The sequence below is a fragment of the Bacillus sp. FJAT-29790 genome (assembly GCF_019039215.1).
Taxonomy (GTDB): Bacteria; Bacillota; Bacilli; order Bacillales; family Cytobacillaceae; genus Cytobacillus.
In genome coordinates, this window is record NZ_JAHNZZ010000001.1 from 883,880 (window position 1) to 900,923 (window position 17,044).

Here is a 17,044-nt window from a genome sequence, read left to right on the forward strand (position 1 = left end):
TCATTTTAGATTTCTAAGCTACTCTAGTTAGAAACTATAGTCTGCAAAAATTTTAGCGATAGGAGCACATACAAAAATGTTTACTCCTTATGATAATACGAAAAAACGAATGATTTCTTTTTACCCAATCTACTTTTTCTTCATATTTTTGTGTGATGTGCATTTTTTCTAATATCAAAGTTATCACCGAGATTTTGAAAGCGCATCCAATAATATCACTCCTTTATTTCTAAATTAATGGTGCAAGGAAGTAAATCAGTAGAATACCATTGCACAAATTTTATATTAATGCATACATTAATGTCAATATAATTTTTAGAATATTTAGCCACGTCGTGTTATGATAACTTAAAAAAACACTATTGGTCATATTTAAACGCAACGATACCAAGGATTTTGTTCGTTGTTTGTCAATGTTCGGAATCTTATTTTTATTAAAATAAATAAAGGGTATTGACCGTTATGTATACATTGTTTAATAATTAGCTTATAAGATATTCAAATTAAAGATAAAAAGGAGAGTTATTATGAGTATTGTTATGGATAAGACACAGCAAAAAGAAAAGATGACGGATTTGATGGCGAAGTTTGTATCCCTTGTCAGCTACAAACTTCCTGATGATGTGGAAAATAAACTGAGGGAACTAAGTGAAGAGGAAAATAATCCACTTGCAAAAATCATCTATAAAACTATGTTTGATAACCAGAAGCTAGCTTATGAGTTGAAGAGACCTTCATGTCAGGACACAGGAGTACTTCAGTTTTTTGTAAAGTGTGGCCAGAATTTCCCGTTGATTGGGCAATTAGATAGTATTCTAAAGGATAGTGTGTTTAAGTCTACTAAAGAAACCCCATTGCGACATAATTCTGTAGAAACATTTGATGAATACAATACAGGGAAGAATATCGGTGAAGGCTCACCAAGTATCTTCTGGGAGATTGAAGAAGACAGTGACAAAGTAGAAATCTATACGTATATGGCAGGAGGAGGCTGTACCCTTCCTGGAGTGGCGACAGTTCTAATGCCGGGTGAAGGTTATGAAGGTGTAGTAAAGTTTGTGCTGGACCGGATGACTAGTTATGGAGTCAACGCTTGCCCTCCACTACTTGTAGGTGTCGGCGTCGGTACTTCTGTTGAAACAGCAGCTATGAATTCTAAAAAAGCACTTATGAGACCTGTTGGAAGTCGGAATGAAAATGAAAATGCAGCGAAGATGGAAAAGCTGCTTGAAGATGGAATAAACGCAATTGGTTTAGGGCCTCAGGGACTTAAAGGATCTAAATCTGTTATGGGTGTAAACGTTGTGAACACATCAAGACATCCTTCTACGATTGGAGTTGCAGTTAATACAGGGTGTTGGTCCCATAGAAGAGGAAAGATTACTTTTGACAGTCATTTGAACTATGAAATTAGTACTCACGAGGGGGTAATGCTATGAGTAAGAAAGTATTAACAACACCTATTAAGGATGATGATCTTAAGGATATAAAAATTGGCGACATTATTTACCTTACAGGTACACTCGTTACTTGCAGGGATGTTGCGCATAGAAGACTCATTGAAGAAAAAATCCCTTTACCCGTTGATCTTAAAGGGAAAGCCATATTCCACGCTGGTCCCATTGTTAGAGATCTTGGAAATGAAGAGTACGAGATCGTTTCTATTGGTCCAACAACGAGTATGAGAATGGAAAAGTTCGAAAAGGAATTCATCGAAGAAACGGGTGTTAAACTCATTGTTGGAAAAGGCGGAATGGGTAAGAACACTGAAGAAGGATGTAAGGCTCATAGAGCGTTGCATCTCGTCTTTCCAGCTGGAAATGCTGTTTTTGCGGCAACAAAGGTTGAACGTATCAGAGAAGTACACTGGAAAGACCTTGGAATGCCTGAGTCTCTTTGGGTATGTGAAGTGAATGAATTCGGTCCTCTTATTGTTTCCATTGATACAGAAGGAAATAACATCTATGAAGAAAATAAGGTGGAGTTTAATAAAAAGAAGGAAGAACAATATGAGTTAATCAGTCAGCAGGTAAGATTCATCAAATAAGTTATGGAGTTGGTGTGATCATGCAGGTACTACAAAAAACTCAAACGATCGTTCGCTATCAGCGACATAACGGAAAAGTATATTTTGGAATGCTTGAAGATGATGAAATTTTACAATTGTCTAGTGATTTTACTGAAATTGTAAACAACGAACTGAAATTTGATGGATCAAGAGTTAAATATAGTGATGTGAAGATTTTAGAGCCAGTCGTACCCTCAAAAATTGTTAATTTTGGCTGGACATATGCTGAACATGCAAAAGAGACTGGGGGGGAGGCTAATCTGAAAGAGCCGTTCTTGTTTTTAAAACCAACCTCTTCCGTGATTCCGGATCAGGGGGAAATCATACTTCCGTCAAGTGATTTAACCAAGCAGGTGGAAATGGAAGGGGAAGTGGCACTTGTAATTGGGAAACGCGGTAAAAATATAAATCAAGAAGAGGCATTGGAGTATGTTTTTGGCTGTACGATATTTAATGATGTGACTGCAAGAGATCTAACAAAATCGGATCCCCAGTTTACACGCGGCAAAGGTTTTGATACTTTTGGCCCGTTGGGTCCATGTATTGTGAAGGGGATAGATCCAACCAATTTACGAATCACTACAACATTAAACGGCAAAGTCGTACAAGAGGGTAATACGAATCAAATGTCGCTTTCCATTCCTTTCCTAATCAGCTGGATTTCACAGGTTATGACACTGGAGCCAGGTGATATTTTGGCTACTGGCTCACCTTCTGGAAGTTGTCCAATGAAGTCGGGAGATGTTGTGGTTGTTGAAGTAGAGCAGATTGGTAAGCTTCAAAACTATGTAAAATAGTACTAACAAAAAAGGCTGTAGTTGATTTCAGTGAAATCTCTACAGCCTTGTTTTTCCTTTCAATCATATGGATTCTTACATCACTGAAAAGTCGTCTTGCATTACCGTTCCTCTTCTGGTAACGGAGGCATAGAGCGAAGTGCTTCTAGAATTTCGTTACGAGATCTAGAGCGATGGGATTGCAGCATCGTTCGTACTGCTTCAGGCTCACCCGCCCGCATAACTGCTAAAATTGCCTTATGTTCAATTACTGAATGTGTTGGCTTTGGTCGAAGTCCAATTGTGTACAAGCGTGCACGATAGAGTTGGTCAGACTGACTGTCCACAATCCCTCTAAGGCGTGGGTTTTGGGCTAAGTCTACAATGTAATTATGAAATTGATCATCAAGGTCTGTCCATAAAAGTAGATCATTTAGTTCTAATGCCTTTTCCTGTTTGTCGATCATACGCTCAAGATGGTTTAACTCTTCGTGAGAAGCACGGTCAGTAGCAAACCTTCCTGCAATGCCATCCAGCGCTTCCACTACTTCATAAATATGTTGGAGCTCATCTGCTACTAGTGGTGCAACAATAAAACCCCGACGTGGTATGAGCCGTACCCATCCTTCCATTTCTAAACGGACAAGGGATTCACGTACAGGCGTCCTGCTCATGCCAAGTATTTCTGCCATCTCCCTTTCCAGCACAGTCTGTCCAGGCTGTAATTGAAGGTGGCGAATCGCATGTCGAACAGCTAGATAAGCGCGTTGTGGCAATCGTGACTCTCCATTCATATCTAAAGTAGACAAAAATGAACGAACGGCTATAGAAAGGTCAGATTGATTTATTTTTTGAATATTAGAATCAGGTATTTGAGGTGTTTTTTGATTTTTCATTACAATATCACTCATCCCAACAAGTCTTAAATTTTATGTATAGAAAAAATAAATAATGTTGAATAGCTTATAATTGGAAAGTTAATTATGATTCTATAGGTAAATCATAACAGAAAATTAATCACTCCCACAATCGATAAAATAGAAAAAGAGATAACCGAAAAGAAAGCACATAAGTGATGATGAAAGATAAGTTCCATAATATCTATTTCTTTGCCGGAAAAGTGAAACTGACAATCATTTACACTAGTAGTTCAGAAGAAGCGGAAACGCATTTCTGGAGAATGACAGGGAAAAGGGCATTGAATTGTCTTGAAATGTCTCCGGATGAAGACGTATTCATCGGTTATCGCTACCTAAGTTTCCGTGAATGGAAAAAAGAACAAAGGGGATTTCCTTGTTTGGTTAGGTATTATTGATGTGGTATAGGAGCGTTAGTCCTTACACAGCAATACTTTAATATGGTGGGGTGCAGGTATCTTATCTTAAAGTTTGTAATGTTATGAAAAAAGATTTAATATAGGGCACTAGAAAAGGATTTAGATGTTTTTCGGTTTATTTACCAAAATAAATTAATTTTAAAGGAGTGTCCTGGATGATTTTTTATATGACTGAAAATGGTTTTGCAACAGAATGTGCCTATGGAGAACTTAATGTGTCTGGTGAAGACCAATACGGATTTCGCCCATATCAACTTCTTGTTTCATCTATTGCCGTTTGTAGTGGGGGAGTTTTACGTAAAGTTTTAGAAAGAATGCGAATTTCCTATCAAGATATTAAAGTACAAGCGGATGTAGAAAGAAATGAAAAGGCAGCGAATCGAATAGAAAAGATTCACCTCCATTTTGTAATTTTAGGCGAAGAGTTGAATGAGACAAAGATAGAAAAAGCTTTAAACGTCACTAGGAAAAATTGTGCCATGGTTCAATCTGTGAAAGATAGCATTGAAATTACTGAGTCCTTTGAAATAGAAGATACAAAATGAAAACATGGTGTGTATTTTAGGACAAGTCCCCCAGTCTGGTAAAGTTTTACCGAACTGGGGGACTTGCTCTTTTTCTTGCAAGCAAACCATTGAACTGTCTTGAACTTTGTCCGGATGAAGAGGTGTTGCTTGCTTAATTTTTGCGAATGGAAAAAAGAAAAAGTGAGGTTTCCTGTTTGGTTGGATTTTATTGATGTGCGTCTGAACCCCAGTGTAGTAATACTTTTATACGATAGGGGTCAGGCGCCTTTTGTTAGCACGATAATCCTTTCTTCCCGCTTTACCATTCATTAAAACAGACAAAATCCCTATTTTTAATTAGTCAGAATAATCCGGAATCACCATTTTATTTAAAAATTCTTTCAACTATACTAGTACTGTATTTGAAAATAATGATAGTTTGGGAGGTTATGTGTTGAAAAGATTATGGATGTCTTTTGTCGTAGTAATGTTCTTTGTGTCAGCTCTGTTTTCATCTCAAGCAAATGCAGCTGACACCATTCCTGGTGGTCCATCGACAAAGGGAAACACGAGTATGGACAGTATGATTACATACGATGACATGATTAAAGAACTGAAGAAAATCGAACAAACGAGTAAAGGGAAGGTAGAAGTATTCACGTTAGATGAATACGGAAAGAGTGAGCAGAACCGAAGCTTCTACGTAGCTAAAGTTGGTACAGGCCCAATAAAAATTTGGGTACAAGCGCAAATTCACGGAGATGAAAAATTAACAACGGATGCCGTATTAGAATTATTGAAGACTTTTGGTAGTAATGGATCCAAAGATATTGAAATGATCTTAAAAGAAACAACTATTTATGCAATCCCAATGTATAATCCGGATGGAAGTATCATGAACACACGAACAACTATGCTTCATGATGAAAATGGACAACCTAGAGTAGACAACAGAGGGCGTTCCATGACGATTGATTTAAATCGTGATTGGGCAGAAAACGGGTTTCAAGCAAAAGAATCACTTGTCTTCTACAAATACTGGGTAGATGTGAAACCAGATTTCGCTGTGGATCTTCACCATCAAGGGTTTAAAACAGTTTACGGAACAAATAATTCCACATCCATGTCGCTTGGAGTATCATTAGCACCAAATGGACCGACTTTACCAGGTATTAAAAACGGCTTATACAATGACCTTACACGCCAAATGCACGTCTATGTATACGATGCATTAAAAGATTACGGCAATATGCATATTGATCGTTACCAAACGGGTAGTGGTGATAAGAGATACGAGATTGATATCAAAGGAGGAGTTGTTTCTGCTATGATGATGGGCCTTAACTACAACAATATCAATCCAACTAATCACAGCAATCCAGCCATCTTCTTTGAAACGAAAGGAAATACAAGAGATGGAAATCTCGGCCAAAAATCAAACGGGCATTTAATCAAACAAAATTATCTTGGATTAAAAGCCTTACTTTACGGCCTAGCCACAGGTGAAGTAGAAAAGGTTAATCCAAACCGTTGGGAAGAGATTCCTGCTTACCCGCTAGCTGGGTATCAAACAGATTCTGGGATTATTCCAGTGAGTTTTTAAAAAATAACGAAGCACCATAAGGATTAATTGAACTGCACCCCAATTGTTAGAATCGGCTAAACATTGGGATGCAGTTTTTTAATGGAAATCAGTATTCCGTATTAATCATTTATTTGAGCCTTTAATTCTTAAATTAGCATTTATTCAGTCTCTAAAATCTGTTGCATCCATTCAATTGGTCTTGTATACTAGTGAAGTAAAATCGAACAATATAGAGTTAGTTAGTGTTAATGTTCGGTTTTAGAACAACTAGGAGGCATACATCTATGAGAAATAAACACAATCTTAAATTTTTCACCGTAATTATGCTTGCAACTTTCATGTTATTTGGATGTTCTGCGAAACAAGAAGTCTCTAATAAATCTTCTAATGAACAGCAAAAAGCAGAAACAAATAATGCAAAAGCTGAACAATCGCAAGATCGTGTGATCGGAATTATTGGAGCTATGAGGGAAGAAGTAGAAATCCTTCATGACAAAATGCAAATTGAAAGTACAGAAAATGTAGCCGGAATGGAATTTTATAAAGGAACATTAGATGGTGAAAACATTGTCTTAGTTCAATCAGGAGTTGGAAAAGTAAATGCAGCTGCATGTGCTCAAGCATTAGTAGATCATTTCGGTGTTAACTATCTAATTAATTCAGGTGTTGCTGGTGGAATAAACCCTGATTTAAAAGTTGGGGATATTGTTATTTCAACAGATGCTGTCCAACATGATGTTGATATAACTGCATTAGGGGAAAAACCTGGTGTCATCTCTAGAATGGATACAAGTACTTTTACTGCAGATGAAAACTTAATCCAGCTAGCAGAGAAATCAGCTGAAGGATTAGGGGAGGATATCCATGTTTTCAAAGGAAGAATTGCTAGTGGTGATCAATTTATTGCAAGTGCGGAGCAAAGAGCAGAAATTATTAAAAACTTTTCACCATTTGCAGTTGAAATGGAAGGAGCTGCTATTGCTCACGTAGCCCATTTGAATCATGTACCTTTTGTTATTATTCGCGCCATCTCGGACGATGCCAACGGTGAGTCAAAGGTAACATATTCAGATTTTGTCAAAGTGGCAGCTAAAAATGCTAGCCAAATGCTAGAAGAAATGATCAAAGGTGCTAACGAAAGCTTGTAAGTTTAAACACAAAAGTATTAATATAAAACATATTTGTAAGCTAAGGGTGATAGTTCAACTTTAATTCAAGTGGGCTGTCACCCTTTCTATTCTATTCACAATTCCCTTTTCGGTAAAAAACAATCGAATGATTAAATGAATCGAGGAATTTTGTTAAGGAGCCTAACCCTTAGTGTAGTATTACTTTAATACGCCCGGGTCAGGCTCCTTTATTTTCATAGATATTTTGTTTGTTAAATAGTTTGATATATTACTATTGTCCTACTTGTTGTATAATTATGGTATTATTTACAATTTAGGGGTGAGTATTATATTAGATGGCCGATTATATTTTTTTAACAAACTTTAAATTCCATTACAAAAGATTTCTAGTAGACAAACTTAAGCTAGGGAAATTCGGGTTTAAATAATCGCTGGGTATTCAATTATATAAAAGTCGCAAAAAAGCGACCTTTTTTAATATTTCTACTCATTTTATTTCATTTTACGAAAGGATTAGGCGTATGAAAGAGGTTGTAAAAGAACTATTAACAAATCAAAAAAACACTAGTGTAGACATTTATAAACTGGAAAAACAAGTGAAGGAACGGTTGCAAGATGATGTCATTGGACTGTTTTATAAAGAATTTGCCGATAGTGTAATAGAGTTAGAAAATGAAAAAGTTATAGAAAGAATGAAAACAGGCAAACCTTATTCCAGAGACATCCGAATAAACACTAAATATCGAAAAGTAAAAGAGATCATCAATAACGAAAATGAACTAAAAAATGAACTATTAACGAGTTTTCATTTCAAAATGAAAATGAGCGGGTATGGAAAAAACCTCGAACAATATAAAAAGGATAAACCCATATTGGATTTGATTAGTCAATTCTTGTTCCAAAAATCGGAGAAGGATTGTTATATCAGTGTCAATGAACGTTCATTTGAATTATTTGATGATGAAAAATACCTAAGTTCAGAACAGGGAAGGAAACTCATTTCCAATATAGAAGTGACATTTGAGGATTTATGCTGTTTTGAAACCTTTGAACCTTTTTTTCATTTTGGATTAGCCACACATCATAATCAAAATGTGATGATCATTGAAAACAAAGACACCTTTTTCAGTTTAAAAAAATTAAATTTAGAAGGGATCCATCGTTGGGATGGGATTCCGTTTGAAATGTTGGTTTATGGAGAAGGAAATAAAATCACCAAATCGTTCGAGTATTTAGATGAGCTGAAGGTCCCGTTTGAAACGAGCCTCTATTACTTTGGCGATTTTGACCCAGAAGGGATCGCAATTTTCCATCGACTTCAAAAAATGAGCAAAAGAAAAATTGAGTTATGGAAGCCTTTTTATATCGAAATGTGGAATCGAAGAAAGGGAACGGTTATAAAGGAAGACAAGAAACAAAGATGGAGTGAGACAGCCATCCAAACCTTTTTATCCCACTTTGACGAGCAAATGAAAACTGCAATGGAAAACTATTTAATAGAACGTCGATATATTCCGCAGGAAGCGTTAAATATCGAAGTATTAAGGAGCTTGTCCGATGGAATTAAAAAAACTGTATGAAGGAATATCGGAACGATATAAAAATTTGGTCCTGTTTATGCCTATCTATCAATTAAAACAAGCAACCAAGTACAACTACGACTTGATGGAAATCGGGTTCAGTATTTTGCTGTTTATCATTGATAAGATGCTGACTGATAAGGGCTATGTAACGAATGACCAGTTGAATCAATGTCTATCGCAACTGATGAAAGAAATTTATCACGAAGAATTAACCTATGACGAGATTGATGCATTGCGAGCGTATGTTGTAGATGAAAAGCTTCGAAATAGCGGAAAGGAATTTACATTCGAATATACGGACTATGGCAAAGATGCCAAAAATAGAATCCAGTTTTCTCTGATTGAAACCCATAATTTTAAATACAGTGATCATCTCAATAACAAAGTAAAATTAAAGCTGACAGAACGAGGAATTGAATTGCTATTCAAAACTAAAGAAATGTTCTCAGAGCTTCAAATCAGCATTACAATGCTTTACTTTAAACAACAATTGGAAAAGTCCTTATACGGTTCCGCGTTAAATACCGTTAAGGACTTAATGTTCCAAATCGAAACCCAAATCCGGGCGATTGAAGATTACGAAGAAAAAATTAGAAGAAATACCTTATCTGTTTTTAACCGTAAAGAAATTGAGGAACGGTATGAAAATTCCTATAAACAAACATTGGAAGAAAAAGAACAGTTAAAAAGTTTACGAGAATATGTGAGCAATGTCATCTCCAATTATATGAACGGGAACTTAAGCACGAAAGAAAGAAAAAAATATGAAACCATCCTGACTATTGAACTGTACTTGAATCGTTCGATGACCAAACACGAAACCTTGTATGTGAAAAAATACGATCTATTAAATACTCTAACTGGTTCGATTAAATTGCTGATTGAGAATGCCTTTTCAAGGAACTTTCACTTTGAACAGGAGATTCTCCAGGTATGGGTAGAGAAGGTGGTAACAGAAGAAAAAATACACAAAATTTTTAAGCCATTAATGCCGATTAAGCGGACGAAGTATTACCATCCTTTTCTCTCTTTCAGCTCGCAATTGATTAAAAAAACAAAAGATAAAATTGAAGAAGAAATTGATGAAATTGATGAAGAAGAGAAAGAAAAGCAGCTAGAAGAGGAAGAAAAGCAAAAAGAATGGGAGTTCCAAGCCGAGTTAAAAATCCTGAAAGTCATCTTGGAGCCACTTCTGGAAAAGGAAAGCTATTTTATTTCAGAAGTCTTAAAAGACATTCAAAAAAAGGACTTTAGATTATATCAGGATATTAATTCTATCTATTTACAACATTTTTTAAACATAAGCGTAGAAATGCATAGCTGGAACTACAAAGATTTCGAAGGAGAGGAAGATATAAACAGTCTGACCTACCATAAAAAAGGGACGAAGCTGTTGGCCTATTTAACGAACGAATTAAAGGAATTGGAAGACATTAAAGGGTTTGAAATGTACGCTACGGAAAAAGAAATGGAGTTTGCGGATGGAATTAAAATGACTGATTATTTCATTAGAAGGAAGGTAAGTGAAAGTGTTTTATGAGGAAGAAATGGTCAAAAAAGCCTTTTTGCTTTACCAGGAGGTAATGACAAAAGGGGAAATAAAAAGAAAAGACAATCCAGAAATTTATGGGTACTATTTTGATTTGGAAATTCGGGATATATTAGAAAGAATTTTTTTACCGTCCTCCGAGTCAAAAATCTTTTATGTGGAAGATACGTTGTATTTTGTGCCGGATCTTGAAAATGAAGCCTTTTCCTATTCTAATGAAGAACTTCGAAATGTAATGGGGTTGAATAACAATCGAGAGTTGTATCTGGCTCAATTTATTTGGATGAATCTAATTAGTGAATTTTATGGGGATCAATTTCAGCAAACGAATAGAACCCTTAGTTTCGTTAAAGTGGACGAAATGATTAAAAAGGTTAAAGAATATATGGACAAGTTTGGAGAAAAAACGGAAGAGGAACTATATGTTTTATCAAACGAATACCAACTGGATCTTGCTGGTTTGATAGATGCCTGGAACAGCTTAGAGGAGTTAACCCAAAAGGATAAAAACGTGAAACGTTATAAAAACAAGCGATACAGCTTCTTTTTAAGGGTATTGGGATTTTGGGAAAAAGAAGGGTTGTTGCAGATTAAGGAAAACCAAGAAATTACCCTCACGAAGAAAATAGAGAGCATTGTTGGTGCCTACTATCAAAATGAGGAGCGAATCAATAAAATTAAAGAATTGCTGGATTTTACAATAGTAAAGGAGATGACCGTTTAATGCCGAAAGTAAATCGAATCCGGGTAACCAATCTGAAATTGGACAAAGGGGACAAAGCGTTCGGTGATAAAATTTTTAGGCTTTACGGAAATAATTCCCTCTTTATTTTGGAAAACGGCGGAGGAAAAAGCAGTCTCATTCAATTAATTTTGCAAGTCGTTCTTCCCAATTACGGGATAGATGGAAAAAAACTGAAGGATAATGTGAGGAAAGGCAGCACCATCCACATTGCCGTCGAGTGGATTCCAGATGATGAAAACTACGGAAAATTTATCACCGGTTTTTCCTTCCATAATTACGGAGGGAAGATGGATGGGAATCCCAGCAAAAAAACGTACGAATATTTTAATTACTTGATAGATACCGATTTTGAAGGTGCTCCAAAACTAGAAGAGCTGAAATTTGTTAAAGATGGAAAGGTGATAGGAACAGACGAATTCAAAAGAGATATAAAAAAGAGTAAAGGGGTGCACGTTCGCGATACCAATTCCGAATACCAGGGAATCATTAGACAGTACGGCTTGGTGGAATCGGAGTGGAAGAGCATTGCAAAAGTTAATTTGGAAGAAGGAGGGGTAAAAGAATTTTTTGAAAAAGCGGAAACCACAACCAGTTTAATCGAAAAGTTGTTTATCCCCTCCTTATTAGAAAGTTTGTTTGAAAATGATAAAGAGAGAAAGGCCATTCTCGTTGCATTCAAAAGATATAAAGATAGTTTACTAGAGTTGCCTAAACTAGAAAAAGACCTAAATGATTTTAAAGTCGTCACGAATCACAGTGATGTGGTCATTGATGCTTGTAAAGAATACAACCAAGTGCTCCATATGCTTAAGGAAAGCAAAAGAGGGCTGGCCCAGCTTTATAAAATGGTACAACAGAGTTCGGAGGCAAGCGTCAAGTGGTTAACCATTGCTCACAAGGAATTAGTGGAAATGGAGCGGACTGAAAAAGATCTTAAGTGGAAGTTGGCATCCTATGAAATTTTTCTTACCAAAGAGGATATGAAAAAACTAAAAAGTGAATTAGAAGATTGGGATGTTCAAATCGACTCCGAAAAAAAAGCAGTGGCATACTCGGACCGAAAAGTAAAAGAACAAACTGCTGCCAAATTATATGAGGAATATCGAACTCACAAAGCTAACGCAAATAAGGCAGAATCCAGTCTGATGGTTATGTCATTGGAAAATAACGAGAAATCGGAACAGCTACAAAAAAGCAGAAAAACAGTTTCAGAAAATTACCGGTATTTGTTCAACCAGAATGCCAAAGAACAAGGGGTTTTACATCAAGAGAGAAAAGACCAAATTGGGATTGAAAAAGAAGCAAAACAGACATTCAGCCAATCGAGCCATCAAAGAGGTCTACTCGTTATAGAAAAAACACAAAACGAATTGTTCCTCTCACAACACGAAGAGGATGAAATTAAATTAAAACAAGCATTGTTAAGTGTATGGCAAACGGATATCCCCCAAACGAAAAACCATTTAATCGATTCGATAAAAGAGAAAAAAATAGAAGAAAAAAATCTGGAAGAAACCTTAACCCGAGTGGAAAACGAAATAATAGAAAATGAAAAAAGAAAAACCAATTGTGCTAATGACATAAAAGAAGTGGAACGTTCTTTTGAAAAAACTGAAAAAGACTTTGAAATCCTCGCTTCTAAGGAATCGGAATTGAAAAATAAAATATCAGCTCATTTGTCGATTTTTATCCGGGAAAATTTATTTGAAGACCGTGACCGAATAGTAAACAACTTGGAAAGTCGAAAAAGAAATCTGGAAAGCGAGAGCATTAAATGTTCGATTGAAATGGGACATTTGGACCAAATCAAAAATAGCATTGAACAAAGGGGGTATCACGTCAACAGTGAATTGGAAGCCGTAAAAGACTTCTTAATCAAAAAGGGAATTGATGTGGTGTTAGGGATCGACTTACTGACAAAGTTGGCTTTGAGCAATGAACAAAAAAAGGAATTGGTCAAAAAGAATCCACTTCTGACTTTTGCGATTGCCATTGAACAAAAACAATTAGTCTCCATCCAAAAAGCATTAGAGGGTTATAAGAAAGAATTATCCATCCCCATCTTGTTTATTGAACGGGCCGAATTGGAAAATCAAGATAAAAAAGAAATGATCTTTTTACTGGAAAATCATCTTCACGTTTTTCATCGATTCCATACTCGATTCAATCCAAGTGATTGGGAACAATATACCACCGACTTAGAAAAGGAAATCTCAAGGTTAAATAAAACGAAAGTAGATTTGTCAGCCAAAACAGATGAACTTCAGCAATTACACAGCAAATTAAATGTTTTTTGGAACCAATATTCTTCTGTTACTCGACAGATGTTTGGAAGTCAATTAAAGGAATGGGAAAAACAATTAACGGAAAAGAAAGGAGAACTTTCCCGTTTGAATAATCAAACACAGGAAAATGAGGCGGAAAAAGAAAAGGCTAAAAAATACTTAAAGAATGTTAACGATTTGATGGTAAAACTGGATAAAAAAATAACTCTCATCCAGCAATTTAATGAGCGATATATGAACATTGGCAAAGCAAAAGAACAATTAGCAGAAGTTTCAAACAGCATAGAGTTATTGGATAAAAAAATACAAAACGCAACCAACGTATTGGAAAAATGCCAAGCAGAAAAAGAAAAAATTGGAGGCTTACTGCATAATCTTGATTTAGCACAAAAAAACTTGGAACGAGATAAAACAGAATACCAATATATCCAAACCGAAGAAGAAAGAATGACTACCCTCGAAAAATATGAAAAGAACAAATCAGAATACAACGCCTTACGGAAACAAATGTCCGGAGAAGAAGAAAGAATGGAAGAATTAAGAGAAAATATCGAGAACTACAATTCTTTGGCTAAAAAAATGGAGGAACAAATCCAAAAGGTTGGATTTAATATTGAATCCATTCTGCGTATGGGGATTGTATATGACCCATCGTTGTTGGAACAATTCGAAGCGGATTTACAAGAAGTACAGGAACGATTGACCCAGCTTACCCAAAGTAGAGCAGGCACACAAAAGAAGTATGACTCAAAAGAGACGGAAGTAAAAGTGCTGGTGAAAAAGCTAAAAGAGGGCGATGAACAAATTGAGCCCTATGAATATGGCAGCAGCTACGAAAGTGAATTTGCCTTAATTTCAGAAGAGCTCAAACAAAGCATCAGCAAGATGGAAGAGAAAATACAAAAAATCAATCTCACCAAAGACTTAGAAAATGAGAACCAAGTTGCTATAGAAGAATTAAATGCGTCGAAAGATCTGATGTTGGAATTCTCTAATATCACAGCGGTAAAGGAGAATGATTGGCGAACGGATAAACCCATCAAATTGGTGAGGAATTACAAAAAAGAGATTTTAAACAGGCAGGAACAGCTTAAGGACAAACAGATTAGGGCAAAAAAATCCATTGAGTTATTAATGGAAGAAGTGGAGAAAACCAATAACCATACCATCGTTTCAATGACAAGGGATTTAACAAGAGTTTTAGAGAGTACGAAGGATGATTATGAGAAAATCATCTCGACATTTGTTCTCTTATTGGATGAAATCAAACATTTTGAAGAAACGATTGAAATCAGCAAAAAGCAAACCGAAACGGGACGGGACCTGCTAATCGATCTAATGTACGAACGGGCTGAATTGCTTCATCGAAACATCTTAGAAATTCAAAAAAGCACCCAAGTAGAGAGTGGGGGTGAAGTGCTCACCTACTTTAGGTTCAATTGGCCGAAAAAAGAAGATGAAGATATTAAAAGACAATTACGGGATTTCGTAGATGGGATTTTAATGCACCTAACTTCCCTTCAAGTCCAGGGTGTTTCGAACGACGAAATGGATAAAGAGTTTGAAAAGAGAGCGGATATGATTAACATTTTGAATTGTTATGCGGATATTTCCAGATGTAAAATCGAAACATTAAAACCACGAAACGAATTGTTAGCCGCGAAGAAGGAATGGGAATTGTGGGACCGGACCAAATCTTGGAGCAACGGGGAATTACACGCAACCAGAATGTCAATGTTTATCGGTTTTAACAGCCACTTACGTAAAAAACGGTACTCAAGAGAAAACGCTTGGAAATTTTTATTGGTGGATAATCCGTTTGGAGAAGCGAGCTCCGATCACGTTGTCAAGCCGATGATTGATTTGGCCAACAAATCACATACCCAATTATTCTGTTTTACAGGCATCAAAGATAAAAGTATCCAAGAGGAATTCGAGACGGTCATTCATAATAAGTACATCTTACAAAGAGATATCCTATTTCTGGATAGTAAAACAGAATATAAGAAAGAGGAAGATCAGGAAGCAGCACTACTAGAAGTTGTCTTTTACGCAAAATAAAAAATGAGCAACAACTGAGCCCTTTATTTACTGTTTTGAAAAAACAAGATGGGATTGCTGCGGCAATCCCCATTTTTTATTGAATTAGCGACCAGTTTAGTTGAAGATTAATCAGCTAAAAGTCGACTCTTGTGTTATGATTTCATTTACAAATAATAGGAGGTGACTAATGTTGAAAAGATTAACTTGGCTTGAATTTGCAATTGATTTAGAGAACGAGAATTTTGAAAATTATATTGAATTTATGGAAGAAAATATTCTTAAGGAACAGTCACAATTAGAACAATCTTATGACGAATATATATAAAATTATCCGCCAGAGGATCACGATCAAATTTTTGAATATATGTATGAAGATAAAATTTTATTATATCCGTCAGGTTTTCCTAAGATAATGCGAACGTCAGCTTTAATATCACAATACTCATATCTGAAAAAAACATTTCAATACAATTTCCAAAGAATGTGAAAGAAATTATAATATATCAATAAGTCCTGAAGATATTAGGCATAATGGTGTGAAAAAATATTTATTTTACTTACATAGAGTGGTGGGGTTAAATATCAACGAAACTGAAATATTATGGCAAAAGATATATGCTTATAACCAAATAAGAAATCGTTTTGTTTATTCACCAGAAGAAAACTATACGGCGAAAGAAAAAGCCACTTATGAACAAAAGGTCAGGGGATTGTCATTCGAACAAAATCAGATTAACCCAAATAAATTTATGCTAAAAAGTGTAGAAAAAGAAATTAATACGGACTTTTTAGAATTACTTACTCAAGCACTACAAATTGTTAGTGATGAAATAAAAAAGAAAGATAAAGAGCTCGGGCAATAAGCCCTTTTCAAATTGAATTTACAGGGTAGGAAAGTTAAAAAATAAATAAAAGCACTATTCTGTTTATAATAAGATACCGAAAATCTTATTTACAGTCTTGCCAGGTTACCGAAAGTATATAACAAACTTTATGAAAGAAATGTAAAAAGATGATTTTTTATATCATTAAGTAGCCTATACCATGAACTGACAAGGGTATGTACCATTATTACGAAAGTAGTAATCTGAACAAGTAAGTATCTGTCATGCTATTTAAGTAATTGTTGATGTTAGAATGTAGTTAGTACTATATCAATGAACATGTCCCACCGTCTCCACCATTATATAAGTTGTTAGATTACTTATTTTGTTGTGACTTGAACCATAATCTTGCCGCTTTGGCAACTATATGCTTCAAAAAACTCTTGGCAAACATATGCTTCAATAAATTTAGATTTGGAATAAGTCGTGACGTTAATAAAAAAGTTTGATCAAAAATCCTGTGTTGAATATGCAGGATTTTTTTTTATTCCGCAAAACCAGCTAATAGTTTGTCAACATTTTTCAATAAAAAACTTTATTTATCCATGCTATAC

Annotated in this window: 14 protein-coding genes; 13 read left to right on the top strand and 1 reads right to left on the bottom strand. The window is 35.5% G+C overall.

Features of this window, described 5'->3' with window-relative positions:
- The first annotated feature begins 527 nt into the window (after positions 1-527).
- The 3 genes from ttdA to BGM26_RS04125 are packed head-to-tail and all read left to right on the top strand — an operon-like array spanning position 528 to position 2,865.
- On the top strand, positions 528-1,439 hold the full coding sequence (ttdA, locus tag BGM26_RS04115; RefSeq protein WP_254118984.1) for a L(+)-tartrate dehydratase subunit alpha: 912 nt from the start codon (positions 528-530) through the stop codon (positions 1,437-1,439).
- Positions 1,436-2,047 carry a L(+)-tartrate dehydratase subunit beta gene (ttdB, locus tag BGM26_RS04120; RefSeq protein WP_217038465.1) on the top strand — a complete coding sequence of 204 codons (612 nt, stop codon included), beginning with the start codon at positions 1,436-1,438 and terminating at the stop codon, positions 2,045-2,047. Before ttdA ends, ttdB begins: the two co-directional genes overlap by 4 nt.
- Positions 2,048-2,067: 20 nt before the next feature.
- On the top strand, positions 2,068-2,865 hold the full coding sequence (locus tag BGM26_RS04125; protein WP_217038466.1) for a fumarylacetoacetate hydrolase family protein: 798 nt from the start codon (positions 2,068-2,070) through the stop codon (positions 2,863-2,865).
- A 101-nt stretch (positions 2,866-2,966) separates the two neighbouring features.
- Here BGM26_RS04125 and BGM26_RS04130 read toward each other — a convergent pair whose 3' ends face one another.
- Positions 2,967-3,740: a GntR family transcriptional regulator gene (locus BGM26_RS04130; protein WP_217038467.1), complete on the bottom strand. Its 774-nt coding sequence runs from the start codon at positions 3,738-3,740 to the stop codon at positions 2,967-2,969.
- Positions 3,741-3,919: 179 nt separating this feature from the next.
- Between BGM26_RS04130 and BGM26_RS04135 the strand changes: the two genes are divergently transcribed.
- The 10 genes from BGM26_RS04135 (at position 3,920) to BGM26_RS04180 (ending at position 16,469) form a co-directional block, all read left to right on the top strand.
- Complete coding sequence (locus BGM26_RS04135) at positions 3,920-4,159, top strand: hypothetical protein (protein WP_217038468.1); 240 nt, start codon at positions 3,920-3,922, stop codon at positions 4,157-4,159.
- A 176-nt stretch (positions 4,160-4,335) separates the two neighbouring features.
- Positions 4,336-4,725 carry an OsmC family protein gene (locus tag BGM26_RS04140; RefSeq protein ID WP_217038469.1) on the top strand — a complete coding sequence of 130 codons (390 nt, stop codon included), beginning with the start codon at positions 4,336-4,338 and terminating at the stop codon, positions 4,723-4,725.
- A 415-nt stretch (positions 4,726-5,140) separates the two neighbouring features.
- Positions 5,141-6,289: a M14 family zinc carboxypeptidase gene (locus tag BGM26_RS04145; RefSeq protein ID WP_254118987.1), complete on the top strand. Its 1,149-nt coding sequence runs from the start codon at positions 5,141-5,143 to the stop codon at positions 6,287-6,289.
- Between the two features lie 266 nt (positions 6,290-6,555).
- Complete coding sequence (locus BGM26_RS04150; RefSeq protein WP_217038470.1) at positions 6,556-7,419, top strand: 5'-methylthioadenosine/adenosylhomocysteine nucleosidase; 864 nt, start codon at positions 6,556-6,558, stop codon at positions 7,417-7,419.
- 503 nt (positions 7,420-7,922) lie between these two features.
- Positions 7,923-8,981 carry a Wadjet anti-phage system protein JetD domain-containing protein gene (locus BGM26_RS04155; RefSeq protein WP_217038471.1) on the top strand — a complete coding sequence of 353 codons (1,059 nt, stop codon included), beginning with the start codon at positions 7,923-7,925 and terminating at the stop codon, positions 8,979-8,981.
- Complete coding sequence (locus BGM26_RS04160; RefSeq protein WP_217038472.1) at positions 8,959-10,524, top strand: hypothetical protein; 1,566 nt, start codon at positions 8,959-8,961, stop codon at positions 10,522-10,524. Before BGM26_RS04155 ends, BGM26_RS04160 begins: the two co-directional genes overlap by 23 nt.
- Positions 10,508-11,257 (top strand): DUF6063 family protein, encoded by a 750-nt coding sequence (locus BGM26_RS04165; RefSeq protein WP_217038473.1) that lies wholly within the window; start codon positions 10,508-10,510, stop codon positions 11,255-11,257. Before BGM26_RS04160 ends, BGM26_RS04165 begins: the two co-directional genes overlap by 17 nt.
- On the top strand, positions 11,257-15,624 hold the full coding sequence (locus tag BGM26_RS04170) for a coiled-coil domain-containing protein (protein WP_217038474.1): 4,368 nt from the start codon (positions 11,257-11,259) through the stop codon (positions 15,622-15,624). Before BGM26_RS04165 ends, BGM26_RS04170 begins: the two co-directional genes overlap by 1 nt.
- 169 nt (positions 15,625-15,793) lie before the next feature.
- A complete protein-coding gene (locus BGM26_RS04175; protein WP_217038475.1) occupies positions 15,794-15,931 on the top strand; it encodes a hypothetical protein in 138 nt (45 codons plus the stop codon).
- A gap of 211 nt (positions 15,932-16,142) precedes the next feature.
- A complete protein-coding gene (locus tag BGM26_RS04180; RefSeq protein WP_217038476.1) occupies positions 16,143-16,469 on the top strand; it encodes a hypothetical protein in 327 nt (108 codons plus the stop codon).
- Positions 16,470-17,044: the final 575 nt, after the last annotated feature.

Excerpts from the sequence above, each read along its gene's own strand:
- ttdA (WP_254118984.1), top strand. The coding sequence starts at position 528 with ATGAGTATTGTTATGGATAAGACACAGCAAAAAGAAAAGATGACGGAT.
- ttdB (WP_217038465.1), top strand. The coding sequence starts at position 1,436 with ATGAGTAAGAAAGTATTAACAACACCTATTAAGGATGATGATCTTAAG.
- BGM26_RS04125 (WP_217038466.1), top strand. The coding sequence starts at position 2,068 with ATGCAGGTACTACAAAAAACTCAAACGATCGTTCGCTATCAGCGACAT.
- BGM26_RS04130 (WP_217038467.1), bottom strand. The coding sequence starts at position 3,740 with ATGAAAAATCAAAAAACACCTCAAATACCTGATTCTAATATTCAAAAA.
- BGM26_RS04135 (WP_217038468.1), top strand. The coding sequence starts at position 3,920 with ATGATGAAAGATAAGTTCCATAATATCTATTTCTTTGCCGGAAAAGTG.
- BGM26_RS04140 (WP_217038469.1), top strand. The coding sequence starts at position 4,336 with ATGATTTTTTATATGACTGAAAATGGTTTTGCAACAGAATGTGCCTAT.
- BGM26_RS04150 (WP_217038470.1), top strand. The coding sequence starts at position 6,556 with ATGAGAAATAAACACAATCTTAAATTTTTCACCGTAATTATGCTTGCA.
- BGM26_RS04155 (WP_217038471.1), top strand. The coding sequence starts at position 7,923 with ATGAAAGAGGTTGTAAAAGAACTATTAACAAATCAAAAAAACACTAGT.
- BGM26_RS04160 (WP_217038472.1), top strand. The coding sequence starts at position 8,959 with ATGGAATTAAAAAAACTGTATGAAGGAATATCGGAACGATATAAAAAT.
- BGM26_RS04170 (WP_217038474.1), top strand. The coding sequence starts at position 11,257 with ATGCCGAAAGTAAATCGAATCCGGGTAACCAATCTGAAATTGGACAAA.
- BGM26_RS04175 (WP_217038475.1), top strand. The coding sequence starts at position 15,794 with ATGTTGAAAAGATTAACTTGGCTTGAATTTGCAATTGATTTAGAGAAC.